Source organism: Pseudomonas sp. 05L36 (assembly GCF_056398125.1).
In genome coordinates this window covers 63,723-89,064 of record NZ_JBFTOU010000021.1, presented here as the reverse complement: position 1 = coordinate 89,064, position 25,342 = coordinate 63,723, and the positions used below count along the sequence as shown (strand labels likewise).

Below are 25,342 nucleotides of genomic sequence, written 5' to 3'. Positions count from 1 at the left end.
ACGGAGCTGCCCATGGCTACCCTGCATACCCAGCTCAACCCCCGTTCAGCGGAGTTCGCCACCAACAGCGCGGCGATGCTCAAACAGGTCGACGCGTTGCACACCCTGCTCGCCCAAGTGGCGCAAGGTGGTGGCCCGAAGGCGCAAGAACGCCACACCTCGCGGGGCAAACTGCTGCCCCGTGAGCGCATCAACCGCTTGCTCGATCCGGGTTCGCCGTTCCTCGAAATCAGCCAACTGGCGGCGTACGAGGTGTATGGCGAAGACGTCCCCGCCGCTGGCGTGATTGCCGGGATCGGCCGTGTGGAGGGCGTCGAATGCATGATCGTCGCCAACGATGCCACCGTGAAAGGCGGCTCGTACTACCCGCTGACGGTGAAAAAACACCTGCGCGCGCAAACCATCGCTCAGCAAAATCGCCTGCCGTGTATCTACCTGGTGGATTCGGGCGGTGCCAACCTGCCGCGCCAGGATGAAGTGTTCCCGGACCGCGAGCACTTCGGGCGGATCTTCTTCAATCAGGCCAACATGAGCGCCATGGGCATTCCGCAAATTGCCGTGGTCATGGGTTCCTGCACCGCTGGTGGCGCCTATGTACCGGCGATGGCCGACGAAGCGATCATGGTCCGCGAACAAGCGACGATCTTCCTCGCCGGCCCGCCGCTGGTGAAAGCCGCGACCGGTGAAGTGGTCAGTGCCGAAGATCTCGGCGGGGCCGATGTGCACTGCAAGATTTCCGGGGTGGCCGACCATTACGCCGAGAGCGATGAACACGCACTCGCGCTCGCCCGACGCAGCGTCGCCAACCTCAACTGGCGCAAGCAGGGCGAGGTTCAGCAACGCACTCCGATCGCCCCTCTCTACAGCAGTGACGAGTTGTACGGCGTGGTCCCGGCCGACGCCAAGCAACCGTTTGACGTGCGCGAAGTGATTGCGCGGCTGGTGGATGGTTCGGTGTTCGACGAGTTCAAGGCGCTGTTCGGGACCACGCTGGTTTGCGGCTTTGCCTACCTGCACGGTTACCCGATCGCAATCCTCGCCAACAACGGCATTCTCTTCGCTGAAGCGGCGCAGAAAGGCGCGCACTTCATCGAACTGGCGTGCCAACGCGGCATCCCGCTGCTGTTCCTGCAGAACATCACCGGCTTCATGGTCGGCCAGAAATACGAGGCCGGCGGCATCGCCAAGCACGGCGCGAAGCTGGTGACGGCGGTGGCCTGCGCCAAGGTGCCGAAATTCACGGTGATCATCGGCGGCAGCTTCGGTGCCGGTAACTACGGCATGTGCGGTCGCGCCTACGATCCGCGCTTTCTGTGGATGTGGCCGAATGCGCGCATCGGCGTGATGGGTGCCGAGCAGGCGGCCGGCGTGCTGGTGCAGGTCAAGCGCGAACAGGCTGAACGCAGCGGCCAGGGTTTCAGCGCCGAGCAGGAAGCCGAGATCAAGCAACCGATCCTCGACCAGTACGAAGAACAGGGTCACCCCTACTATTCCAGCGCGCGCCTGTGGGACGACGGTGTCATCGACCCGGCCCAGACCCGCGACGTACTGGCCCTGGCCTTGTCCGCGTCGTTGAACGCGCCAATCGAACCGAGCCGCTTCGGCGTGTTCCGGATGTGATTTTTTTGTAGGAGCGAGCTCGCTCGCGATGGACGTTAACGATAACGCGTGTTTTCTGAATAAACGCGCCGCCCTGTAAACCATCGCGAGCAGGCTCGCTCCTACAAGGACCGTGGAGACGGACGAATATGAGCGACTTCAACACCCTCGAACTGCTGAGCGATCCTCGGGGTTTTGCCACCCTGTGGCTCAGCCGTGAAGAAAAGAACAACGCCTTCAACGCCGAAATGATCCGTGAACTGATCCTCGCCCTCGACAAAGTCGCGAGCGATGCCAGCCTGCGATTTCTGATCGTGCGCGGTCGCGGCAAGCATTTCAGCGCCGGCGCCGACCTGGCCTGGATGCAGCAATCGGCCGAACTCGATTACGCCACCAACCTCGATGACGCCCGGGAACTGGCAGAGTTGATGTACAACCTGGCCAAGCTGAAAGTCCCGACCCTGGCGGTGGTGCAAGGCGCAGCCTTTGGTGGCGCACTGGGCCTGATCAGTTGCTGCGACATGGCCATCGGTGCCGATGACGCGCAGTTCTGCCTCTCGGAAGTACGCATCGGCCTGGCACCGGCGGTGATCAGCCCGTTCGTGGTGCAAGCCATTGGCGAACGCGCTACCCGTCGCTATGCCTTGACCGCTGAGCGTTTCGGCGGGCAACGGGCTCGGGAAATCGGTTTGTTGTCGGAGAGTTATGCAAGTGCCGAGCTGGAACAGAAAGTCGAACAGTGGATCGACAATCTGCTGCTCAACAGCCCGGCGGCCATGCGCGCCAGCAAGGATCTGCTGCGCGAAGTCGGCGACGGCTCACTGACCCCGGCATTGCGTCGCTACACCGAAAACGCCATCGCCCGCATTCGCGTCAGCCCTGAAGGCCAGGAAGGCTTGCGTGCCTTCCTGCAAAAACGTCCGCCGAGCTGGCAAGCCGAATCCACCAAGGAGCCCCGCTGATGAGCGCACCTGTCCTCACCACCCTGCTGGTGGCCAACCGTGGCGAAATCGCTTGCCGGGTGATGCGCACCGCCAAGGCCCTGGGCCTGACCACCGTGGCCGTACACAGCGCCACCGACCGTGACGCCCGGCACAGCCGCGAAGCCGATATTCGCGTCGACCTGGGTGGCAGCAAAGCCGCCGACAGCTATCTGCAGATCGACAAACTGATTGCCGCCGCCAAGGCCAGCGGCGCCCAGGCGATTCACCCCGGCTACGGCTTCTTGTCGGAGAACGCCGGTTTCGCCCGCGCCATCGAAAACGCCGGCCTGATCTTCCTCGGCCCGCCCGCCTCGGCCATCGACGCCATGGGCAGCAAGTCCGCGGCCAAAGCCTTGATGGAAACCGCTGGCGTGCCGCTGGTGCCCGGTTATCACGGCGAAGCCCAGGACCTGGAAACCTTCCGCGCCGCCTGCGAACGCATCGGCTACCCGGTGCTGCTCAAAGCTACCGCGGGTGGCGGCGGCAAAGGCATGAAAGTGGTCGAGGACGTCAGCCAACTGGCCGAAGCCCTGGCCTCAGCCCAGCGCGAAGCACAATCGTCGTTCGGCGACTCGCGGATGCTGGTGGAGAAGTACCTGCTTAAACCACGTCACGTGGAAATCCAGGTGTTCGCCGACCAGCACGGCAACTGCCTGTACCTCAACGAACGCGACTGCTCGATTCAGCGCCGTCACCAGAAAGTCGTCGAAGAAGCGCCGGCACCTGGCCTGAGCCCGGAGCTGCGACGCGCCATGGGCGAAGCCGCTGTGCGTTCAGCGCAGGCCATCGGTTATGTCGGTGCCGGCACCGTCGAGTTTTTGCTGGATGCGCGGGGCGAGTTCTTCTTCATGGAAATGAACACCCGCCTGCAAGTGGAACACCCGGTCACCGAAGCCATCACCGGCCTCGACCTGGTGGCCTGGCAGATTCGCGTGGCACGCGGCGAAGCGTTGCCGATGACGCAAGACCAGGTGCCGCTGGCAGGGCACGCGATCGAGGTGCGGCTGTATGCCGAAGATCCGGGCAATGACTTCCTGCCGGCGACCGGTCGCCTGGAGCTGTATCGCGAATCCGCCCAAGGACCGGGGCGTCGAGTGGACAGCGGTGTTGAAGAAGGCGACGAGATCTCACCGTTCTACGACCCGATGCTCGGCAAGCTGATTGCCTGGGGCGAGGACCGTGAACAGGCGCGGTTGCGTCTGCTGAGCATGCTCGACGAATTCGCCATCGGCGGACTGAAGACCAACATCAATTTCCTGCGGCGCATCATCGGCCACCCGGCATTTGCCGCTGCCGAACTCGATACCGGCTTCATTCCGCGCTATCAGGAACAATTGCTGCCGACGCCTGCGCAACTCAGCGATGAGTTCTGGCAAGCCGCCGCCCAGGCGTTTGCCCAGAGCCAGCCACCTGCCACCCGCGCCGATGACCCGAGTTCGCCGTGGGCGGCGCGTAATGGCCTGCGTGCCGGACTGCCGAGAGCAATCACCCTGCACCTGAGTTGTGAAGGCCAGGACCGGGCGCTGACGCTGGGCGACATCAATGCCCACAGCGCTCGGCTCAAGGGCGAGCAGCTGCTGACCGAGCAGGCTGGAGTGCGCCGTCAACACCGCGCAATACGCCGTGGCGAACAGGTGTATTTGCAATGGGATGGCGAGTTGCGCCGCATCGAGGCTTACGACCCGATCAGCGCCGTCGAGGCCAGCCACAGCCATCATGGCGGGCTGACCGCACCGATGAACGGCAGCATCGTGCGCGTGCTGGTGGACGCCGGGCAATCGGTCGAAGCCGGGGCGCAATTGGTGGTACTGGAAGCGATGAAGATGGAGCACAGCATTCGCGCGCCCCATGCCGGGGTGATCAAGGCGCTGTATTGTCAGGAAGGCGAGATGGTCAGCGAAGGCAGTGCACTGGTTGAACTGGAAGAAGCGTGAAATGAAGATCGGTCCTGCGCATCGCGAGGACCGATCTGATCAGAACCTGGCTGTTGCCTGAACCACTACGCCGATGATTCGACAATCTTCGGCGTACAAGGCTTTCGGATACGTCGGATTGAGCGGTACCAGATAACGCTGCCCGCCCTCCTCGATGAGCTTGCGGAACGTGGCTTCGGCGCTGCCCGGCCACTGGGCAATGACCAGTTTGCCAGGCTCGGCGTCCACCGCCGGGTCCACCAGGATCAGCATGCCTTCCGCAATACTGATGCCAGTGGGTGCGGTCATCGCATCACCTGACACTCTCAACCAGAATGCCGGTCCCTGCGCGTGATAATCGGACAATTCAAAGTGCCCTTTCCCATACACCGCGACCTCGCCATCGCGCACTTCGACAGGTTCGCGCCAGTCACTGACCGGGTAGCGGAAGTACGGATTGTACTTCTGTGTCAAAGGGATTTCGTCGTCCGTTGACGCCTGCGGTTCCCGGATTACCAGCGCCACTTCGAGAAATTCAAGACCCAGCGCCCGCAGGACACGGTTCATGTCTTCGATGCCGGGTTCACGACGTTTGTTGAGCCAGTGACCAATGCCGCCCTGGGACATCCCGAGGCGCTCGGCGAGTATCTCTTGAGTGATTTTGAGTTCACTCATCTTGGCCTTGACCAATTCAATCCATTTATCCATGTGCGGCACGATACGTGGGCAACTCCGGCCATCAAAACACATATTGTAGTATTTAAATTATCGTCACAAATACATTACGTATTAGGATCGATTCACGGATCTGAATCTAACACGGAGCTTGCCATCGCCATGAACCCACCCACCAATGACCTGTCGGACATGCAAATCGACACCACCCTCACCTCGCCCCAGGGCTCAGCGGCGGCACAACGCGCGCTGGACTATTACTTGAAACCAGCTATTTCAGAGGAAGTGACCGAACCGCGCTTTTTTGATGTGAACCGCAACATCAGCGGCGAAGAGGCGCTGGTCCATGCTTTGGACCTGTTGCGCTGTGCTGCCGCCACCGCGTACGAATCAGCCAATCACCTGCAAGGCGCAAACCGCGACCTGGCATTTTCGACGGTGCACATGATCGACATGGCCAAGGCGATGGTCGATCGATCGCTGGAGAAGTATGAAAACGGTTGAGGTGAAAAGGCGATTAGAGAGGACAGGAAAGAATTTTCCTATCGCGCAGGTAAAAGCGTTTGACTTGCAAACGAGAATGATTATTATTTCATCAGCTGATCGCGAGATCAGTCGATGGACCAGGTGACCTTAGGTCGGTCTCCTGGACTATCTCCTCATCAGGCTAATCACGGTTTTTGACCCGGCTTTTTGCCGGGTCTTTTTTTGCCAGTTTTCTGGCTTTTGGCTTCAGGCTAATGAAGTCTTTGGGTGCCGCAAATTCGATGGCGCGGATGATATCAAAAGAATGCCAGTTGGCAAGAGAGGCCCGGAATCATGGGTTCAAACCAGTGACAGATAGCACTTGAGAATCAATCGCACAGCCTCTAAGCTGCGACAGCGTCAAGGAGGACGCCCCCACCCCTGCACCCCGCAATTTCCCTCGGTTTCACCCCACTCTTGCGTGTAAAGTAGCCGCCATAAAAATCATATTCAGGACCCGATTATGAGCGTGGCTAAATCCTCTTTCGACATCAGTGCCAATTTCGACAGCGGCAACATCCAAGTCATCGACATCAGCGACCCGCTCAAACCGCTTCTGGCCATTCGCCCGGACACCCGCAGTCCGCATTTCCAGTGGTTCCACTTCAAGGCCAGCGGCCTGCATGTTGGCCAGGAGCACTGGTTTCGCCTGAACAATGCCAGCCAATCCTCCTATAACAAAGCCTGGACCGGTTATCAGGCGGTGGCGTCCTACGATCACGTCAACTGGTTCCGCGTACCGACCATTTTCGAAGGCGACTGCCTGCGTTTCAGCCTTGAAGCCGAGCAAACCCACGCCTGGTTCGCCTACTTCGAACCCTACAGCCGTGGTCGCCACGACTGGCTGATCGAGCAGGCACTGACCAAGGCCGGCACCGAACTGTTGGCCACCGGCAAAAGTGTCGAAGGTCGCGACATTCAGTTGTTGCGCAAAGGCACCGGGGCCGAAGGCCGACGCAAGATATGGATGATTGCCCAGCAACATCCGGGCGAGCACATGGCCGAGTGGTTCATGGAAGGCGTGATCGAACGCCTGGAAAAACACGACGACCCTGTGCTGAATAAACTGCTGGCCAGCGCCGACCTGTACCTGGTGCCAAACATGAACCCGGACGGTGCTTTCCACGGCCACCTGCGCACCAACGCCATGGGCCAGGACCTCAACCGCGCCTGGCAGAGCGCCAGCCAGGAAATCAGCCCGGAAGTCCTGTTCGTTCAGCAGCAGATGGAAAAGTACGGCGTCGACATGTTCCTCGACGCCCATGGTGACGAGGAAATCCCTCACGTATTCACCGCCGGTTGCGAAGGCAACCCCGGTTACACGCCGCGAATCGAAAAGCTCGAGGAGCACTTCCGCAGTCATCTGAAGCACACCACCAAAGACTTCCAGACCAAGTACGGCTACACCCGCGACGAACCGGGCCGGGCCAACATGACGCTGGCCTGTAACAGCGTCGGGCAGAAGTACGACTGCCTGTCGTTGACCCTGGAAATGCCGTTCAAGGATCACGACGACCACCCGAACGCGGAAACCGGTTGGTCGGGCAAACGTTCGAAGCAATTGGGCAAGGATGTGCTGACCACCGTGGCCGAGATGGTCGATAGCCTGCGTTAATTGCCCTTCAAGATCAAAAGATCGCAGCCTGCGGCAGCTCCTGCATTGGAATGCGTTTCCCTGTAGGAGCTGCCGCAGGCTGCGATCTTTTTTCGCCCGGCTATTATCCGCGATCCTTACCCCGCAACATACTGTCCAGCACCTCATCGCGACGCACCCAACCGTGAAACAACGCCGCCGCCAAATGCAGCAACACAGTCAGAAACAACAGATACGCCAGATACCCGTGCGCCTTGCGCAAAAACGCAAACACCTGCGCGTTCGCCGGCACAATTGACGGTAGTTGCAGCGAACTGCTGAGCATGACCGGCTCGCCCGACGCCGAAATCATCGCCCAGCCCAGCAGCGGCAGAACCAGCATCAAGGCGTACAGCAACACATGCGACGCCTTGGCCGCCCGCACCTGCCAACCCGGCAAGTCCGCCGGCAATGGTGGCTGTGTGGTGGAGAAACGCACCACCAGGCGCACGATCACCAACAGCAAAATCGCGATGCCCAAGGGTTTGTGCAGATGAATCAGCCATTCATGACGCTCGGACACCGAGGCGACCATGCCGGCGCCGATAAACAGCATCGCGATGATCATCAGCGCCATCAGCCAGTGCAGCAGGCGCGCCAGCGGGGCGAAGTGGTTCGGTTGGTTGCTCATTGCTGGGCCTCCTGTTTGGCGGCGGGCAACTGGCTGACTTCGCTGGTGCGACGCAGGTAGGAATTGGCGTAACCGGCTGAACGGGCGGCGAGCAACGGGTCGTCGGAACCTTCGATCCCGGCAGGCAACACCAGCGGATCGAAGTTGATGTCACGGCATTCACCGTTGAGTTGCGGTTGAGTCTTTTCAAGCACCAGGGTGCCAGCATTCAACACCTTGCGCCCTTCGGGCCAGGCCTTGCTGGCGTCGTTGACCGGATCGCCGGGGTTGGCCAGGGTGATGTTCAACTGCCAGCGCAACGGGCCGGCGGCGATTCGCTGAACCAGGTCTTTCTCCAGGAAATCATTGCCCTCCGGTGCAGTGCCCCCCGGTGCGTCCTGGGCCAGTGGCACCATGTTCCAGCGCACGGCCTGGCGTTGGCCGGCCGCGTTGACCAGGTAGAACGCATTCACGCTGTTGTAGTTTTCGGTCACGTAACTGGCCGACGGCTTGGCGGTCTTGATCCAGGCCAGGAACGGTGCGGCTTCCGGGTGCGAAGCAAAAAACGCCGGTACCGCCTTGGGGTCCGGTTTGCCGGTGGTCGGGTCTGGCGACTGGGCTTTTTGCAGTTGATAGAACGCCTCGGGCGTGCCCACCGGAAACACCGGCATGCTGTTCATCCCGGTGCGCCACTGCTGGCCGTTGGCCTGGGTGAAGCGCAAGGCCATGCTGCGGATCGGCACAGCACTGTCCGGCGCGTAAGGGTTACCGGCCGGCAAGGCGAAACGCCCCACCACCGGCGTCCGCGCTTCGTTGAACACTTGAGCGGTGGAATAGCTGCGCGCATCAAAGCTGCTCTCGAAATGCCCGATCACGCACACGCCTTTGGAATGGTTGCGACGGAAACCCTGATGCACGCCGTTATTGGTTTCCAGCACGTTGATCAGTTTCTTCGGGGTCAGGCGCTGTGGGTCGAAGGTGCCGTTGACGTAGGCAAACGCCCCAGCCACGGCCGCAACGACCACGGCAATGCCGGCCAGACGCAACGTCAGGCTCGCCGCACTCAAGGGTGGCCGGGGTGGCGGTGATGATCGATCTACCATGAAAGACTCCAGGGCCATCGGCCACAAGTGAGAAGAATCAAGCAGACGAACCGCACGCAGGTTTATTCCCCCATGCGGTGTTTATTTTTTCTGACGTGGAATAACCTCCGGTACCGGACGTCTTCCTAGTCCCAAGCGTAGCGACCAGTCAGAACTTCATGAACGATATCGACGAACAACTGAGGGAAATCATTCCAGGATTGCGACGGTTCGCCGTGTCGTTGACGCGCAACACCAGCAGCGCTGACGACCTGGTGCAGGCGAGCCTGGAGCGGGCATTGTCGAGTTGGAGCGGCAAACGCGCCGAGGGCGACTTGCGCGCCTGGCTGTTCTCGATTGTCTACCGGCAGTTTCTCGATGCGCACCGTCGCACCCGGCGCTATGCGCGCATGCTCGAATTCTTCACCGGGCGTGACGATGCCCAGCCCTCGGTGGAGCGCACCGTTATCGCTCAATCGACCCTCAGCGCTTTCGATCAATTGCCCACCGAGCAACGCGCGCTGCTGCTCTGGGTGTCGGTGGAAGGCCTGAGCTACAAAGAGGTCGCCGGGATTCTCGACGTACCCACCGGCACCGTGATGTCCCGCCTGTCCCGGGCTCGCCAGGCCCTGCGCCAACTCAGTGATGGCGAAATCAACCGCCCTTCCCTGCGGAGACTCAAATGATCAGCATGCCCCCCAGCGAGCGTGACCTGCACGCCTATGTCGATCACCAACTGAGCGACGCCGACCGACGCCTGGTAGAGACTTTTCTGGCGAGCAATCCGCAAATGTCCGCACAAGTGCGCGCCTGGCAACTGGACGCCCAGCAACTGCGCGCGACCCTCGGTGGCGCCTTGCAGCAACCGGTCAATCCGAACCTCGATCCAGCCGTGATTCGCCAACACCTGAAACGCCAGTCCCGTCGGCACCTGGCCAGCGCGGCGGTGCTGTTGATCGCAGTCAGTGTCGGCGGTTTCAGCGGTTGGCAAGCACGGGAAATGACCCTGGCCAGCGCCCCGGCACCGATGGCCGACGCTATACAGGCCTATCGCCTGATTGCCCAGCAAGGCATCCTCCCGGCCGATTACAACGTCGGCGAGGACGGTGATATGCAAGGCTGGCTCGACCGTTATTTCACTCAGGCCAATCGCCTGCCCGACCTTTCCGATGCCGGTTTCAAACCGGTCAGTGGGCGCCTGCTGAGCACCGAGCAAGGCCCGGCGGCGATGGTGGTCTACGAGAACCAGGGCGGGCAGAAAGTCAGTTTCTACGTGCGCCCGCCAGGGCCGAAAAACTACATGTTGCCGAGGGGCAGTCGCAGTGATGGCGAGTTGCAGGCCGAGTACTGGTCGGGAAGCGGCTACAACTATGCGATGGTCAGCCCGGCGGATACGCCGGCCTCCCGGATGCTCAAACAGACCACTCAGTTCTGACAGATCAAAAGATCGCAGCCTGCGGCAGCTCCTACAGATGTACACATGAACCTGTAGGAGCTGCCGCAGGCTGCGATCTTTTCATCCTTGCCCAAACACCTGCGAAGGCCGGCGCAGTAGCGGGTCGAACGGATTGATCCGCGGCCCGATCAGCGCCGCTTCGCGCTTGAGCATGTCCACCACCGTCGGCAGGCGATCCGGGCCCAATCGGTCACTCACGGTCGCCACACTCAACGCCGCCACCGCGCGACCTTCACGATCGAGAATCGGCACGGCCACCCCGGCCATGCCCTGCAGCACGCCGGTATTGCGCCCGGCGTAACCCAGGGCGCGCACGTTGTCGACTTCCGAGCGCAGGAACACCTCGTCATACAGGTGGAAGTCTTTCAGGCGCGGCAAGTTGTAATGGATGACGGTGTCGCGCTCTTCCTCCGGCAGGAACGCCAGAATCGCCAGGCTGCCCTGACCCACGCCCAACGCCACACGCCCGCCGATATCCCCGGTAAAGGTACGGATCGGGAACGGCCCTTCGCTGCGGTCCAGACAGATCGCATCAAAGCCGCAGCGCGCCAGCAAAAACAACGAATCACCCAGCGAAGCCGAGAGTCGCAGCAGCGCCGGCCGTGCCAGTTCGCGCAAGTTTCCGGTGTTGCCCGCACGCGCCGCCAGCGCGAAAAAATCCAGGCTCAGGCGATAGCGTTTACTGCGCCCATCCTGCTCGACCATGCCCTCGTCCATCAGGCTGCGCAGCAACCGATGCGTCGTCGGTTGCGATAAGCCGATGCGCTGCGCCAGTTGCGTCACCCGCTCGCCGCCCTCGACGGTATCACCCAGTGTTCGCAGTACCGCAAACAGTCTTGAGACCGCGCCGACACCGACTTCACTTTTGCTTTCATTCCGCTCAATGGAATCCTGCATCTTGTTTTCCGATTATTAATTTACTGATCGAATAAAACTTAAAATAGTCATCGCCTCAGTGAAATAGGCCATTGAGCCCATCCTAGTCTTCGTCCTACTCTGCGTCCAGACAGGGGCGATTCGAACAACAGCGGCAGCCGACTCAAGTCGAGCGCCACGCACCCCGGCAACATCTTTTCGTATCTGCCCATACAAAAAAGCGCGCCTTTGGGTGACGCATAACAATCTCAGGTGGAGCGCAGTCATGGCTTTTGTGCAACTTGAAAAACTCTGCAAACGCTACGGCGAAATCGACGCCGTCGTCGCCACCGACCTCTCGGTCGAGAAAGGTGAATTCGTGTCTTTGCTCGGCCCCTCGGGATGCGGCAAGACCACCACTCTGCAAATGATTGCCGGCTTCGTCGAAGTCACCAGCGGGCGCATCGTGCTCGATGGCCGCGACATCACCCACGCCAAACCCGCCAGCCGCGGTTTGGGGGTGGTATTCCAGAGCTACGCGCTGTTCCCGCACATGACCGTCAAGGACAACGTCGCTTTCGGCCTGCGCATGCGCAAGGTGGCGAACGCTGATATCCAGCAGCGAGTCGACCGGGTTCTGAAACTGGTGCGCCTGAATCAGCACGCCGAGCGTTACCCGCGGGAGCTTTCCGGTGGCCAGCGCCAGCGCGTCGCCCTGGCCCGCGCCCTGGTGATTCAGCCGCCGGTACTTTTGCTGGATGAACCACTGTCCAACCTCGACGCCAATCTGCGCGAAGAGATGCAATTCGAGATCCGCCGCATCCAGCGCGAAGTTGCAATCACCACGCTGATGGTCACCCACGACCAGTCGGAGGCGCTGTCCATCAGCGACCGTGTCGTGGTGATGCAGGCCGGGCGCATCACCCAGATCGACGCGCCCTACACCCTCTACGAACACCCGCGCACCGAGTTCATTTCCGGATTCGTCGGCAAGGCCAATCTGCTGCCCGGCGAGCGCAATGGTGCCGGTGTGGTTCAGGTGTGCGGTGTTGGCAAAGGCGATCTGAACCTGAGCCTGCGGCCGGAAAAAATCGATCTGCGCGATGCCGGCCACGGTCGTTTACAAGGCAAGATCGTCAGTCGGTTTTTCCTCGGCAGCCAATGGCTGTACGGCGTCGGGACGAGCCTGGGCGAACTCTGCGTGGTGCGCCGCAACGATGGCTCTGCGCCGTTGAACGAAGGCACTGCAGTCGGTCTGGACTGGGACGCGGCGCTGCTGCGAGTGCTGAGTGTCGACGAGGTGCCAGCATGAGTACGCTCACCGCCATCCACCAGGGACGCCAGGGGTATTGGCTGTCTGCACCGGCCCTGGCCTTGTACCTCTGCTTGTTGATCATCCCGCTGGGATTGACCCTGGTACTGTCGTTCAACGTCTTCGACTACAGCTCGGGGATCAACGGCGACGCCTACACTGTCGAGCACTACAGCAACCTGCTGGGCGATCCGTATTTCTACGAGATCTTTCTGCGCACCTTGTGGATCAGCGCCCTGACCACTTTGCTCTGCGTGTTGATCGGGGTGCCCGAGGCCTACATCCTCAGCCGCATGGGCACACCCTGGCGCTCGATTTTCCTGATTCTGATCCTCACCCCGCTGCTGATTTCGGTGGTGGTGCGCGCCTTCGGCTGGAGCCTGTTGCTCGGTGCCGACGGACTGGTCAACCAGACCCTGCAAGCCCTCGGCGGCTCGCCGATGAAGCTGCTCTACACGCCGTTCGCGGTGGTGATTGCGCTGGTCCACGTGATGCTGCCGTTCATGATCATTCCGGTCTGGACCTCGCTGCAGAAACTCGATCCCGCCGCCGAACAAGCCGCGCAGTCGCTGGGCGCCAGTCACTTCACGGTGATTCGCCAGGTCGTGCTGCCACAGGTCATGCCGGGGGTGTTGTCCGGCACATTGATCGTGTTTGGCCTGGCCGCCAGCTCTTTCGCGATCCCCGGCCTGCTCGGCGGTCGTCGGCTGAAGATGGTTGCCACGCTGATCTACGACCAGTACCTGTCGGAACTCAATTGGCCCATGGGCGCGACTATTGCCGTGGCTCTGCTGCTCATCAACCTGCTGATCATGCTGTCGTGGAATCGCATGATCGAAGGCCGCTACAAGAAGTCATTGGGATAATTCGTCATGTCCAGGAACGGTCCTTTAGCCCTGCTGTTTCATACCCTCGTGGTGTTGTTCATGATGGCGCCGCTGGTAGTGGTTTGCCTCGTGGCCTTCACCCCGGAAAATACCCTGAGCCTGCCAACCACGGAGTTCTCTCTACGCTGGTTTCGCGCGGTGTTCGAGCGTGCCGATTTTGTCGATGCGTTCTACAACAGCCTGATCCTGGCGTTCAGTGCCGCCACCCTGGCGACGCTGATCGCGGTGCCCGCCGCGCTGGCGATCACCCGATTCGAGTTTCCCGGTCGAGACTTTCTCAACGGCCTGTTTCTGTCGCCGATCATCATTCCGCACTTGGTACTTGGTGTGGCGTTGCTGCACCTGTTTGCGTTGCTGGGTGTCAATGGCAGCTTCGTCTGGCTGATTTTCGCCCACGTGCTGGTGATTACACCGTATGTGCTGCGTCTGGTGCTGGCCTCGGCCATTGGCCTGGATCGCAGCGCCGAACACGCCGCACAATCCTTGGGCGCCGGGCGCTTCACGCTGTTCCGCCAGATCACCCTGCCGATGATTCTGCCGGGGGTGGCCGGTGGCTGGCTACTGGCGTTCATCAACAGTTTCGACGAAGTCACGCTGTCGATTTTCGTCACCTCGCCGGCCACACAAACCCTGCCGGTGCGCATGTACGTGTACGCCACTGAGTCCATCGATCCGATGATGGCGGCGGTGTCGGCACTGGTGATTGCGCTGACCGCACTGACGATGATTCTGCTTGATCGGGTCTACGGCCTGGATCGGGTTCTGGTGGGTAAACAATGAGGGCGCCATGGCTCTGCTGAAACGACTGGCCGAAGCTGACCGCCCGGCCCTGGACTTTACCCTCGACGGCCATCGCGCCAGCGGTTTGCTCGGCGATACCGTGCTGACCGCCGTGCTGACTTGCAGCGAACACCTGCGCGGCAGCGACTTCAGTGCCGAACCCCGCGCCGGCTTCTGCCTGATGGGGGCCTGTCAGGATTGCTGGGTGCGACTGGGCGATGGTCGCCGGGTGCGCGCCTGCTCGACGCTGCTCGAAGCCGGGCAGCAGGTCTGCCGCGAACCGGGGCGATCGTTATGAATAAACATTCCATCTGCAGAAACCGAATCCCTTGTGGGAGCGAGCTTGCTCGCGATTGCAGGCTGTCAGTCAGCACAACTATTGAATGGGCCGCCGCCATCGCGAGCAAGCTCGCTCCCACAGGGGGGCAACGTCGGGCACAAAAAACAGGCTCACTGCCAATCCAATGTGGGAGCGAGCTTGCTCGCGATTGCAGGCTGTCAGTCAGCACAATTATTGAATGGGCCGCCGTCATCGCGAGCAAGCTCGCTCCCACAGGGGGGCAACGTCGGGCACAAAAAACAGGATCACTGCCAATCCGATGTGGGAGCGAGCTTGCTCGCGATTGCAGGCTGTCAGTCAGCACAATTATTGAATGGGCCGCCGTCATCGCGAGCAGGCTCACTCCCACAGGGGTGAGAGTATGAAGTCTGTGGTCATCGTCGGCGCCGGTCCGGCGGGCATTCGTGCGGCTCAAACGCTGGTTGCCCATGGCGTGCGTCCGGTGCTGCTGGACGAAGCCGCACGCGGCGGCGGGCAGATTTATCGGCGTCAACCGGCCAACTTCAAACGATCGCCGGTCAAGCTGTATGGCTTCGAAGCACGCAAAGCCAATGCGCTGCATCAGACGATTGACACACTGCGCGAACAAATCGATTACCGTCCCGAAACCCTGGTGTGGAATGCCGAAGACGGCGCCCTCGACACTTTGCAGAACGGCCGCGCAGCACGCTTGGAGTTCTCCCGGGTGATCGTCGCCACCGGCGCCACCGACCGGATTCTGCCCGTACCGGGCTGGACATTGCCGGGGGTCTACAGTCTCGGTGCGGCGCAAATCGCCTTGAAGTTCCAGGGCTGCGCCATCGGCGAACGCGTGGTGTTCGCCGGCAGCGGCCCGTTGCTGTATCTGGTCGCCTATCAATACGCCAAGGCTGGCGCCAACGTGGTCGCGGTGATTGACAGCTCACCCTTCAACGCACAGGCCCGAGCCCTGCCCGGCCTGCTGGCGCAACCGTCCACGCTGGCCAAAGGTATTTATTACCGCGGCTGGCTGACTGCGCACGGCATCCCTGTGCATCAAGGCGCGACCCTGGCAGCCATCGACGGCGAGCAACGCGTGCATTCGCTGCGCTGGTCCAACGCCAGGGGCAACCACTCACTCGACTGCGACGCTGTGGCCTTCGCTCACGGCCTGCGCAGTGAAACCCAACTGGCCGATCTGCTCGGCTGTGAATTCGCCTGGAACCCGCTCAATCGCGCCTGGTTACCCCAGCGTGACAGTGCGGGCCGCAGCAGTGTCGCCGAGGTTTATCTGGCGGGCGACGGCGCCGGCATCATGGGTGCGGACGCGGCGGAAATGGCCGGTGAGCGCGCCGCGTTAGCACTGCTCGAAGACATGGGTCATCTGATTCCGGCACAGCGCCCTGCGCTACTGGAACACCACCTGGAACGCATTGGCGAATTTCGTCAGGGCCTCGAACGTGCCTTTACATTTCCCGACAACTGGGCCGCCGGTGTCGCCGATGACGTGATGGTCTGTCGCTGTGAAGAAGTACGCGCCGGGGATATTCGCGACGTGGTGCGCGAAGGTCATTGGGAAATCAACCGGGTAAAGGCTCATTGTCGTGTCGGCATGGGGCGTTGCCAGGGTCGGATGTGCGGTGCCGCAGCAGCAGAAATCATTGCCTGCCAGAGCCGGCGCGCTGTGTCCGATATCGGCCGGTTGCGTGCCCAGGCACCGATCAAACCGCTGCCGTTTGGCCTGGAGATCGAGCTTTGAACGAAGTCGATGCAGTCATCATTGGCGGTGGCATTGTCGGTGCAAGCGCCGCCCTGTTTCTCAGTCGGGCCGGTCGGCGCGTGGCGCTGCTGGAACGGGATTTTTGCGGCTCACATTCCAGCGGCGTGAACTACGGCGGCGTGCGGCGTCAGGGTCGTCCCCTGGCGCAATTGCCGCTGTCGCAAAAGGCCCACGAAATCTGGGCGCAGTTGCCACAACTGATTGGCATCGACGGCGAATACCAGCGCAGCGGTCACCTTAAACTGGCCCGCAGTCTCAACGATCTGCAAGCCCTGCGGGACTACGCCGATAGCAGTCGGGGGTTCGGTCTCGATCTGCAAGTGCTCGACCGAACCCAATTGCGCGCACGTTTTCCGTGGGTTGGAGACGTGGCGGCAGGCGCGTCCTATTGCCCTGACGATGGTCACGCCAACCCGCGCCTGGTGTCTCCGGCGTTCGCTCGGGCGGCGCGGCAACAGAGCGCGCAGGTTTACGAACAATGCGCGGTGAGCGCTGTAGAACATGACGGACAACGATTTCGTGTACATACGCAAACTGGCCTGGAATGGCGTGCACCCTGGCTGTTGAACTGCGCCGGAGCCTGGGCCGGCAGCCTGGCCACGCAGTTCGGCGAACCGGTGCCGATGCATTCAGGTCACCCGGCGATGCTGGTCACCGAACCGTTGCCGCTGGTGATGGATGCCAGCACCGGCGTCGAGGGCGGAGGCATTTATGCCCGTCAGGTTACCCGGGGAAATTGCGTACTGGGCGGCGGCCAGGGCTTTTCCCTCGACGAGGCCCGCGCCCGCCCCGGTCAAGGCGCAGTGCTGGAAATACTCCGCCAGGCCGTCGAGCTCTACCCGTTTCTTGAAGGTGCCCAGGCGATTCGTACCTGGAGCGGCACCGAAGGTTATCTGCCCGATCGCCAACCGGTGATCGGCCACAGTGGCACCCAACCCGGTCTGTTGCACGCGTTCGGCTTTGCCGGCGCCGGTTTCCAGATCGGTCCCGCGGTGGGCCAGGCGCTCACCGAAATCATCTGTAGCGGCGCGTCAAAGACGTCGCTGGATGCGTTTTCCATCACCCGGTTTCACTCCATCTCCGTAGCTTGATAGAGGAAGGTCGCGCCAATGAATAATGTCAAACGCAGTGCACTGCTCGGTTTCTCTTGGCTAAGTTTTTCTTGCGTGGGCGCCCTGCTCACGGTCACTCAGGCCCAGGCCGAGCCGACACTTTATCTGGGCATGAACGGCGGGACCATGGAACGGCTCTATGCCGACAAGGTGCTGCCGGCTTTCGAGAAGGCCAACAACGTCAAAGTGGTGATCGTGCCGGGCACCTCAGCCGATATCCTGGCCAAGGTCCAGGCCAGCAAGGGCAATCCGCAGATGCACGTGATGTTCCTCGACGACGGCATCATGTACCGCGCGATCTCCATGGGACTGTGCGACAAACTCGAAGACAGCCCGACGCTGGAACAGATTCCGGCCAAGGGACGGATCAAGGACCAGGCCGTGGCGGTCAGCCTCGGGGTCACCGGGCTGGCATACAACACCCGCTTGTTCAAAGAAAAAGGCTGGAGCGCGCCGACCTCCTGGATGGACATGGCCGACCCGCGCTTCAAGGACAAACTGGTGTTCCAGTCGATGGCCTCTTCGACGTTCGGATTGCACGGTTTCCTGATGTTCAACCGGATCCAGGGCGGCACCGAAACCAATGTCGACCCTGGTTTCAAGGCTTGGCCGAACACCGTCGGGCGTAACGTACTGGAATACATTCCGAGCTCGGCGAAGATCTCCGAAATGCTTCAGACCGACGAAGCGGCGCTGTTCCCGTTGACGCCGACCCAGGTGACGGCTCTGAAGCTCAAGGGCATGCCAGTGGAATACGCACAGCCGAAGGAAGGCGCCGTGGTGCTCAACGTCGCCGAATGCGCAATCGCCAATAACACGCAACCGGAGCTGGCGCAAAAACTTGCCGCCTTCTTGCTGACCCCGCAAGCCCAGGCCGTCGCACTCGAGGATGGCGACCAGATTCCGTCCAACCCCAACACCCCAACCACCGAGCGAACCCATGGTCAGGTCGAAGCCATGAAACATTACCTCGATACGGCGATTGCCCTGGATTGGGATCAGGTCAACGAACAACGTCCGGCATGGAATGCGCGGTGGAGCCGCAGTATCGAGCGCTAGGTCACTGGCAACGCACAGCCGTGTGGGCATCGGCATGACCTTGTGAGTGCGGGCTTGCTCCGGGCGGCGTTCCGACGAAGGCGGCCTGACAGTCGCCACATCTTTCCCGCTATCATGTCGCGCATTTCCGGGGCCACGCGCCTATTCCTTGATCAATAGCGAATCTGTTCATGCATACCCTTGCTCAATTGCGTAACGGCGAGTTGTCGGGCATCACGCGGCTGGATCTGGTCGACGGCCTGACCGAATTCCCCCGGGAGATCTTCGATCTGGCGGACTCGCTGGAAGTGCTCAACCTCAGCGGCAATGCCTTGAGCGCCCTGCCCGAGGACTTGCATCGCCTGACCCGTTTGCGCGTGCTGTTCTGTTCCGATAACCGCTTCACCGAGTTGCCGGCCTGCCTGGGCCAATGCACCGCACTGACGATGATCGGCTTCAAGGCCAACCGCATCGACCACGTGCCCGCAGCGGCGCTCCCACCGCTGCTGCGCTGGCTGATCCTGACCGACAACTGCATCGAAACCTTGCCGACCGAACTGGGAGAGCGCCCGTTCCTGCAAAAGCTCATGCTCGCCGGCAACCGTTTGCACGCGCTGCCGGAGTCTTTGCGCCAGTGCCATCGGCTGGAACTGATCCGCATCGCCGCCAACCGGTTGACCGGGTTGCCGCAATGGCTGCTGGAACTGCCGAACCTGACCTGGCTGGCGTACGCCGGTAACCCGCTGGAAACCGAAGCCGATGCCGCGGCCCTCGACGCCACACCGCGCATTGACTGGTCGGCGTTACGTCTGGAGAAGAAACTCGGCGAAGGTGCGTCCGGGGTGATTCATCAGGCCGCCTGGCAACCCGCCGGGCAGCCGCCCATGGCCGTTGCGGTGAAGCTCTACAGGGGCGAAATGACCAGCGACGGTTCGCCATTGCACGAAATGAACGCCTGCATCACCGCTGGCCTGCACCCGAGTCTGATCCGCGTCGAAGGGCGGATTGTCGATCACCCGCAGCAAACCGCCGGGCTGGTGATGCAACTGATCGCACCGAGCTTTCGCAACCTCGCCGCGCTGCCGAGCCTGGCGTCATGCAGCCGCGACATTTACCCCGACGATTTGCGTTTCAGTGCCGCGGTGGCGCTGCGCATTGCCTCGGGCATTGCCTCGGTGGCCGAGCACCTGCACGGTCATGGCATCACCCATGGTGATCTCTATGGGCACAATATTCTGTGGAATGAACAGGGTGATTGCTTGCTGGGGGACTTTGGTGCGGCGTCGTTCCACGCGATTTCCGACAGCCTTGAAAGCCGTGCCTTGCAGCGGATCGAGGTGCGGGCGTTCGGGGTGTTGTTGGGGGAGTTGCTGGAGCGGGTTGATTCGGGGTTGAGCACTGAACAGCGTGGGGTGCTGGAAGATCTGGAGCGGCGTTGCTGTCAGCCGCACGTGCTGGAGCGGCCGGGGTTTGGCGAAGTCGTGGAGCAACTGAAAAATCTGTGACCGCTGCGCGGTCAATCGTCGGATCGCCGCCCGGAGCCGGCTCGCTCCCACAAGGGTAGCGCTAAACCTGTGGGAGCGAGCTTGCTCCGGGCGGCGATCCGACGATGACGGCCTGCCAGACAACAGAGCCGTCATTGACACAAAGACTTAACCCGCCAAGCCGACAAACATGTCCTGCACGTCGTCATGGTTATCGAGGCCTTCGAGGAACGCTTCGACTTCCGCCATCTGCTCATCGCTCAGGCCGCTGACCGGGTTTTTCGGCTGGTAGCCAAGTTTGGCCGACAGCACGGTGAAGCCTTGTTCCGGCAGGGCTTTCTGTACCGCATCGAGGTCGGTCGGCTCGGTCAGGAACAGGGTTGCACCCTCTTCACCCGGCTCGAAATCCTGTGCACCGGCTTCGATGGCGGCCATTTCCGGATCGGCGTCCGGGGTGTCCGGCGACGCTTCGATCATGCCGACGTGGTTGAAGTCCCAGGCCACGGAACCGGAAGCGCCCAGTTGACCCTTGCGGAATGCCACGCGGATCTCGGCGACGGTGCGATTGATGTTGTCGGTCACGCACTCAACGATCAACGGCACCTGATGCGGGGCGAACCCTTCATAGGTCACGCGGTGGTATTGCACGGTCTCGCCCAACAGGCCCGCGCCCTTCTTGATGGCGCGATCCAGTGTTTCCTTGGGCATCGAAGCTTTTTTGGCCTGCTCAACCACCAGGCGCAAGTGCGCGTTGGTAGCAATATCAGCGCCGTTGCGCGCAGCAATGGTGATTTCCTTCACCAGTTTGCCGAAGATCTTGCCCTTGGCATTGGCTGCCGCTTCTTTGTGTTTAACCTTCCACTGTGCGCCCATTTCTCACTCTCTTATCTGTGGCATCTGTGGCGCCGAGACATCTATTGGCCGACGCTTTGCGCAAGTTTATACGGCCTAAAGTTGGCAATCGACCAAAAATTCCCGACTTGCATCGACATCTTCACCAACGGTTGTAGGGCGATTCGGAAATGTCGCTTTGCCGTGCCCGCAATGCGCCGGGGTTTCGTACGCTTTGCACCCTACTTCACGGCGGTAGCGTGTTCGATGCACAACGACAAGGAAAGTCCCACCACCCTGACGCTTCTCGACGACGACCTGAATTTCCAGGTGGTCCGGTTCAGTGGTCATGAAGCACTCAATCAGCCCTATCGATTCGACATCGAGGTGATCGGGCTGGCACCGGCCCTGAACCTTGAGCGATTACTGCGCCGACCGGCGTTCCTCGACTTCGGCCACGACCAAGGCATTCATGGCGTGCTGCACAGCGCCAGTTGTGAACATCGAAGCGGATACCGGGTCGCTTACAAACTGGCGCTGGTACCCCGTGTCCAGACGCTGGAACAGCAACGATGCCGACGTATTTTCCAGCGTGCCAGCGTGCCCATGATCCTGCGCCATTTGCTGGAGGAGCATGGGTTGCCCGCCGGCAGCTATCGCTTTGAACTGGCAACCGGGCACTATCCCCTGCGTCCCTTTTGCATTCAGTACGAAGAAACCGACCTGGCGCTGCTGCAACGGCTGTGCGAGGAAGAAGGCATCCACTACCACTTCGAGCATCAACGCGATGGCCATGTCCTGGTGTTGGCCGATGACAGCCTGAGTTTCCCCCAGGAACCGCTGCTCATGCCGATGCGCAGCGGCGCCCTCGACGAACATCACGAACCTGTGATCAGCGAACTGTTCCAGCGCCATGACGCGGCGCTCTCCCCCGTGCGCCCGGGTGCCAGGAATCCTGGTGCAGCGGACACCAGCGATGGCGCAGCCAATCACTCGTTCGCCACGACGAGACACTTTCCTGCTCGCGAACAACAACATCGCGATCAGCTCAGCCGTCGACAACTGGAACGTCTGCGTTGCCGACACCTGCAGATCCACGGCCAAAGTAACCAGGGTGCACTACGCAGCGGCCGGATCGTACAGGTGGCCGAGCACCCGCTGGCGAGTTTCAATGACCAATGGCTGGTCACCGAAATCCGCCATCAGGGGCGTCATTCATCGATTCTGCTCGACGACACATCGGGCATGGCCCCAGGTTACCGCAATCAATTCAGCGCCATCCCCTGGTCGACGGTGTTCAGACCCGAGCTCAAACAACCCAGGCCGAGTATTCCCGGGTATCAGCCCGGCCAGGTGTGCGGCCCGGTCGGGCAACCGGCGACAGTGGATGAGGATGGCCGGGTTCAGGTGAACCTCTGGCCCGCTACACAATCCGCCGCAGAGACGGCCACCGGTCTGTGGTTACCGCTGGCGCTGACCACCGCCGAGGACTGGATCGATCCGTCCCGCCTGCCCTTGGCCGGCAGCGAGGTACTGGTGATTTTCCTCGACAGTGACCCGGATCGCCCGGTGCTCTGTACGGCCATGGGCCCTCGGCCACAACCTCGCGGCCCTCGTCCGCGTGAGCCCCGTGGCGATACCCGCCTGCTGTTCGACTGGCTGCTCAGCCGCTCGGACCTTGCGCCCTGACACTCAGCCCTTGTCAGCCTTGCCGGCTGCTGCGGCGAACTTCGCCAATCGCACATCCAGATGCCGCGGCCGACGCCCGTGATCCTCTGCACGCTCCTTGCGGCGAATGGCGTTGCGCACCATCAGCGAGCCAATGTAGCGAATCGGTTCCGGCGGGAAAAAACCCAGCGGTCCGTTGACCAGTGGCGAACGGGTCCAGGGGTTGTCCAGGCCCAGGACCATCGACGCCAGAATCTGCCCGCCCATATGGCAGGGCCCGACACCGCTGCCGGAGTAGCCAAAACCGTAGAACACGTTGCCACTGGCGCTCATCTGCCCGAAAAACGGCAGCCCGGTCACCGAACGGTCCGACGGACCATTCCAGGTCGCTTCGACCTTGACGTCGGCAAACGCCGGGAAGAAATCCGCCAGGCTGCTCTGCAACAAACCGGCGTAAGGCGAAGGTTGATCGAACACCGGCAGCATGCGTCCACCGTAAGCGAAGGTATTGCCACCCTTGCCAAGCATGATCCGGCCGTCCGGGGTGTTGTGGTAGTAGTGCACGAAAATCCGTGAATCGAGCACCGTGACGCCACTGGTCAGGCCGATTTCGTCGAGCAAATCCGGCCGAGGCTCGGTGATCAGCATGTCGCTGGAAACGATCGCCACGCTGCGCTCGAACAGCGGGAACGCTCGGGCCATCCAGGCGTTCATCGCCAGCACCACCCGGTCGGCGCGGACGGTGCCGCTGGGGGTTTGAATGCCCACCGGCTTGCCCTCTTCCAGCCCGGTCATCGCGGTATTTTCGTGAATCCTCACGCCCAACTGCAAGGCAACCCGGCGCAGACCGCGCACCAGCTTGCCCGGCTGCACACTGGCCGCGGCCGGAGAAAACCAGCCCTCCAGGTGTTTGCCGGAGCCAGCCATGCGCTGCACATCGGCCACCGGCCGCTGGGTGAACGAGTTGATGCCGTGGCGCTCCAGTGCGGCGATGACCGCATCGGTCGAGCCGCATTGGGCACGGTTGGTGGCGGTGTAGAGCGTTCCGTCGAGGCGGTAATCGGCGTCCACCGCATACTGTTCGCAGAAGGCGCCGATGGCATGGATGCTGCGCTCGGACTCCTTGACCAGACGCACGGCCTCTTCGACGCCGAACAAACGCTCAAGGGTGAAATACTTGGCCGACCACGACAGCGCACAACCGCCATTGCGTCCACTGGCCCCGGCGCCGCAGATATCCGCTTCGACCAGCAACACGTCCAGCTCGGGGTTCTGCTCCTTGAGCATGATCGCGGTCCACAAACCGGTATAACCGCCGCCGACGATGCACACGTCGGCGCGGCTGTCGCCTTGCAGTGGCGGACAGGTTTCGGACGCATCAGCCTTCAAGGCCTGGTCCAGCCAAAAGGGTCTCATGGGAAATCTCCAGTCAATGGCCCACACGCCAGCCTGCCGCGGACGCAGCAGGCGACGAGGGACAGGATTCAGGTGCGCAGGGGTTTGATGGTCATCGTCCGATTGGGCACGAACGGGTAGTTGGTTTTCAGACCGCCCGGGCGGCTGTTCCAGTGCGGGATCAGCACCAGCGCCGAGAACATGGCGCAGCCGGCGAAGACAATGAACACGGTAACGGTGTCGAAGTAGCCAGGCAGCAGGCCACCGAGAATCGCCCCGACCGAGCCGCAGCCGTTAACGAAACCGGCTGCTGTGGCGCCGGCCTTGGCAGTACCGAAATCGATGGCCGCCGCGCCGCTGATCATCGAGTCCGGTCCGTAGAGGGTCAGGCCCATGACGAACAGCAGCGCCACCACCAGGACCACGCTACCGGTATGCAAGGCGCCCATGAACAGTGCCAAAGACACGGTCAGCGCCAACAGGCTGAGTACGCAAGCCGGCATGCGTCGGGCGCCGAACAGTTTGTCCGAGGCCAGGCCGATCATGATCGGTCCGAGCAATCCGGCCAGCTCGAACGAGGTCGGAATGATTGCTGCACCGACCTTACCCACCGAAGGCATCTGTTCGAAAACGATCACCGGCCCCCACAGCAGAATCGCGTAGCGCGCCGGTTTGAGCATGAAGTACGCCAGCCCGAGCACCAGCACCGTGCGGTTGCGCAGGATTTCCTTCAAAGGCTCCCACATGCTGATTTTGCTTTGCGCGTCAGCTTGTTCGGCGGTCAGCTCAGGTTCCGGCTCCACCGCCGGCAAGCCGACGTCCTCCGGTTTGTTACGTTGAAAAATAAAAAACAGCACGGCGACCAGCCCAACCACCGCCGCACTGGAAACAAACGCCGCATGCCAGGTGCCGATGAGCGTATACGCCCACCAACCGGCAAACGGCGACGCCACGAGACCGCCAAAGGCGTAGCAGGAACTCCACAGGCCCAGTACCCGCCCGCGTTGCTCCGAGGGAAAGAAGCTGCCGAGATTCTTGCACAGCCCCGACCAACCGGTGGACTGCGCCAGCCCTTGGATCAGCATGCAGGTAGCGAAAATCGGTAACGTTGCAAAGTTGCCCATCACCAGCGCCGCACAGGCGGAAATCAGCAACCCGCCCAGCACCACCACCCGCGGCCCGAAGCGGTCGGCAAGGATGCCCCAGGTGAATTGGCCGACGGCGTAGGCCGTCAAGTAGATGGCGTCGAGGTTGGCCATGGCCATTTTGTCGAGCATGAAGGTCGGGTCTTCGGCGATGCCGAGCTTGGCCACCGAGAAGGCTTTGCGGGTGAAGTAGAAAGCGGCGTAGGCGAGCCAGGTGATCGCGAAGATCTGCATGCGCCAACGCTTGATGGTGCCGATGTGCTTGTTCATTGTGGTTCTGA

General features: G+C 61.6%; 23 protein-coding genes. 16 read left to right on the top strand and 7 right to left on the bottom strand.

Annotated elements, in window-relative coordinates; translation table 11 throughout:
• The first annotated feature begins 12 nt into the window (after positions 1-12).
• From AC1DKH_RS21035 to AC1DKH_RS21025, 3 genes are all read left to right on the top strand, one after another.
• Positions 13-1,620 carry a carboxyl transferase domain-containing protein gene (locus tag AC1DKH_RS21035; RefSeq protein ID WP_056724065.1) on the top strand — a complete coding sequence of 536 codons (1,608 nt, stop codon included), beginning with the start codon at positions 13-15 and terminating at the stop codon, positions 1,618-1,620.
• A gap of 128 nt (positions 1,621-1,748) precedes the next feature.
• On the top strand, positions 1,749-2,561 hold the full coding sequence (locus AC1DKH_RS21030; RefSeq protein ID WP_108219087.1) for a gamma-carboxygeranoyl-CoA hydratase: 813 nt from the start codon (positions 1,749-1,751) through the stop codon (positions 2,559-2,561).
• A complete protein-coding gene (locus tag AC1DKH_RS21025) occupies positions 2,561-4,516 on the top strand; it encodes an acetyl/propionyl/methylcrotonyl-CoA carboxylase subunit alpha (RefSeq protein ID WP_477755121.1) in 1,956 nt (651 codons plus the stop codon). Before AC1DKH_RS21030 ends, AC1DKH_RS21025 begins: the two co-directional genes overlap by 1 nt.
• A 39-nt stretch (positions 4,517-4,555) precedes the next feature.
• Here the strand turns inward: AC1DKH_RS21025 and AC1DKH_RS21020 are convergent, their stop codons facing one another.
• Positions 4,556-5,203: a LexA family protein gene (locus AC1DKH_RS21020; RefSeq protein WP_477799168.1), complete on the bottom strand. Its 648-nt coding sequence runs from the start codon at positions 5,201-5,203 to the stop codon at positions 4,556-4,558.
• 129 nt (positions 5,204-5,332) lie between these two features.
• Here AC1DKH_RS21020 and AC1DKH_RS21015 point away from each other — a divergent pair, with 129 nt between their 5' ends.
• Both AC1DKH_RS21015 and AC1DKH_RS21010 read left to right on the top strand, forming a co-directional pair.
• Positions 5,333-5,674 (top strand): DUF6124 family protein, encoded by a 342-nt coding sequence (locus tag AC1DKH_RS21015; protein ID WP_477755123.1) that lies wholly within the window; start codon positions 5,333-5,335, stop codon positions 5,672-5,674.
• A gap of 484 nt (positions 5,675-6,158) precedes the next feature.
• The gene (locus AC1DKH_RS21010; protein ID WP_477755124.1) at positions 6,159-7,310 is read left to right on the top strand and encodes a M14 family metallopeptidase; all 1,152 of its coding nucleotides are present in this window, start codon (positions 6,159-6,161) and stop codon (positions 7,308-7,310) included.
• Between the two features lie 103 nt (positions 7,311-7,413).
• Here AC1DKH_RS21010 and AC1DKH_RS21005 read toward each other — a convergent pair whose 3' ends face one another.
• Entirely contained in the window at positions 7,414-7,959 is a 546-nt protein-coding gene (locus AC1DKH_RS21005; RefSeq protein WP_477755125.1) for a cytochrome b, read from the bottom strand.
• Entirely contained in the window at positions 7,956-9,041 is a 1,086-nt protein-coding gene (locus AC1DKH_RS21000; protein WP_477799167.1) for a catalase family peroxidase, read from the bottom strand. The genes AC1DKH_RS21005 and AC1DKH_RS21000 overlap by 4 nt, the downstream gene beginning before the upstream one ends.
• 158 nt (positions 9,042-9,199) lie before the next feature.
• Here AC1DKH_RS21000 and AC1DKH_RS20995 point away from each other — a divergent pair, with 158 nt between their 5' ends.
• Together AC1DKH_RS20995 and AC1DKH_RS20990 are read left to right on the top strand one after the other, a co-directional pair.
• Positions 9,200-9,706: a sigma-70 family RNA polymerase sigma factor gene (locus AC1DKH_RS20995; RefSeq protein ID WP_477799166.1), complete on the top strand. Its 507-nt coding sequence runs from the start codon at positions 9,200-9,202 to the stop codon at positions 9,704-9,706.
• Positions 9,703-10,455, top strand: a complete 753-nt coding sequence (locus AC1DKH_RS20990; protein ID WP_477799165.1) for an anti-sigma factor family protein — start codon at positions 9,703-9,705, stop codon at positions 10,453-10,455. Before AC1DKH_RS20995 ends, AC1DKH_RS20990 begins: the two co-directional genes overlap by 4 nt.
• A gap of 81 nt (positions 10,456-10,536) precedes the next feature.
• Here AC1DKH_RS20990 and AC1DKH_RS20985 read toward each other — a convergent pair whose 3' ends face one another.
• The gene (locus AC1DKH_RS20985) at positions 10,537-11,373 is read right to left on the bottom strand and encodes an IclR family transcriptional regulator (protein ID WP_477764598.1); all 837 of its coding nucleotides are present in this window, start codon (positions 11,371-11,373) and stop codon (positions 10,537-10,539) included.
• A 244-nt stretch (positions 11,374-11,617) separates the two neighbouring features.
• On the opposite strand from AC1DKH_RS20985, the gene AC1DKH_RS20980 reads away from it, so the two are divergent.
• The 8 genes from AC1DKH_RS20980 to AC1DKH_RS20945 all read left to right on the top strand — a co-directional run bounded on the left by AC1DKH_RS20980 (position 11,618) and on the right by AC1DKH_RS20945 (position 20,043).
• Positions 11,618-12,643 (top strand): ABC transporter ATP-binding protein, encoded by a 1,026-nt coding sequence (locus AC1DKH_RS20980; RefSeq protein WP_477799164.1) that lies wholly within the window; start codon positions 11,618-11,620, stop codon positions 12,641-12,643.
• Complete coding sequence (locus AC1DKH_RS20975; protein WP_477755131.1) at positions 12,640-13,509, top strand: ABC transporter permease; 870 nt, start codon at positions 12,640-12,642, stop codon at positions 13,507-13,509. Before AC1DKH_RS20980 ends, AC1DKH_RS20975 begins: the two co-directional genes overlap by 4 nt.
• Positions 13,510-13,515: 6 nt before the next feature.
• Positions 13,516-14,310 carry an ABC transporter permease gene (locus tag AC1DKH_RS20970; RefSeq protein WP_477799163.1) on the top strand — a complete coding sequence of 265 codons (795 nt, stop codon included), beginning with the start codon at positions 13,516-13,518 and terminating at the stop codon, positions 14,308-14,310.
• Between the two features lie 7 nt (positions 14,311-14,317).
• The gene (locus AC1DKH_RS20965; RefSeq protein ID WP_477764599.1) at positions 14,318-14,608 is read left to right on the top strand and encodes a (2Fe-2S)-binding protein; all 291 of its coding nucleotides are present in this window, start codon (positions 14,318-14,320) and stop codon (positions 14,606-14,608) included.
• Positions 14,609-15,011: 403 nt separating this feature from the next.
• On the top strand, positions 15,012-16,367 hold the full coding sequence (locus AC1DKH_RS20960) for an FAD/NAD(P)-dependent oxidoreductase (protein WP_477799162.1): 1,356 nt from the start codon (positions 15,012-15,014) through the stop codon (positions 16,365-16,367).
• Positions 16,364-17,479: an NAD(P)/FAD-dependent oxidoreductase gene (locus AC1DKH_RS20955; protein WP_477799161.1), complete on the top strand. Its 1,116-nt coding sequence runs from the start codon at positions 16,364-16,366 to the stop codon at positions 17,477-17,479. The genes AC1DKH_RS20960 and AC1DKH_RS20955 overlap by 4 nt, the downstream gene beginning before the upstream one ends.
• Positions 17,480-17,497: 18 nt before the next feature.
• Positions 17,498-18,559, top strand: coding sequence for an ABC transporter substrate-binding protein (locus tag AC1DKH_RS20950; protein ID WP_477799160.1), 1,062 nt, complete (start codon positions 17,498-17,500; stop codon positions 18,557-18,559).
• A 170-nt stretch (positions 18,560-18,729) separates the two neighbouring features.
• Positions 18,730-20,043 (top strand): leucine-rich repeat-containing protein kinase family protein, encoded by a 1,314-nt coding sequence (locus tag AC1DKH_RS20945; RefSeq protein WP_477799159.1) that lies wholly within the window; start codon positions 18,730-18,732, stop codon positions 20,041-20,043.
• Positions 20,044-20,190: 147 nt separating this feature from the next.
• On the opposite strand, the gene AC1DKH_RS20940 is transcribed toward AC1DKH_RS20945, so the two are convergent.
• The gene (locus tag AC1DKH_RS20940) at positions 20,191-20,895 is read right to left on the bottom strand and encodes a YebC/PmpR family DNA-binding transcriptional regulator (protein WP_008051121.1); all 705 of its coding nucleotides are present in this window, start codon (positions 20,893-20,895) and stop codon (positions 20,191-20,193) included.
• Between the two features lie 225 nt (positions 20,896-21,120).
• Here AC1DKH_RS20940 and AC1DKH_RS20935 point away from each other — a divergent pair, with 225 nt between their 5' ends.
• Positions 21,121-22,542: a type VI secretion system Vgr family protein gene (locus AC1DKH_RS20935; RefSeq protein WP_477799255.1), complete on the top strand. Its 1,422-nt coding sequence runs from the start codon at positions 21,121-21,123 to the stop codon at positions 22,540-22,542.
• A gap of 3 nt (positions 22,543-22,545) precedes the next feature.
• On the opposite strand, the gene AC1DKH_RS20930 is transcribed toward AC1DKH_RS20935, so the two are convergent.
• Both AC1DKH_RS20930 and AC1DKH_RS20925 read right to left on the bottom strand, forming a co-directional pair.
• Positions 22,546-23,937 (bottom strand): FAD-dependent oxidoreductase, encoded by a 1,392-nt coding sequence (locus AC1DKH_RS20930; RefSeq protein WP_477764604.1) that lies wholly within the window; start codon positions 23,935-23,937, stop codon positions 22,546-22,548.
• Positions 23,938-24,005: 68 nt separating this feature from the next.
• The gene (locus tag AC1DKH_RS20925; RefSeq protein WP_477764605.1) at positions 24,006-25,331 is read right to left on the bottom strand and encodes an MFS transporter; all 1,326 of its coding nucleotides are present in this window, start codon (positions 25,329-25,331) and stop codon (positions 24,006-24,008) included.
• Between the last annotated feature and the right edge of the window lie 11 nt (positions 25,332-25,342).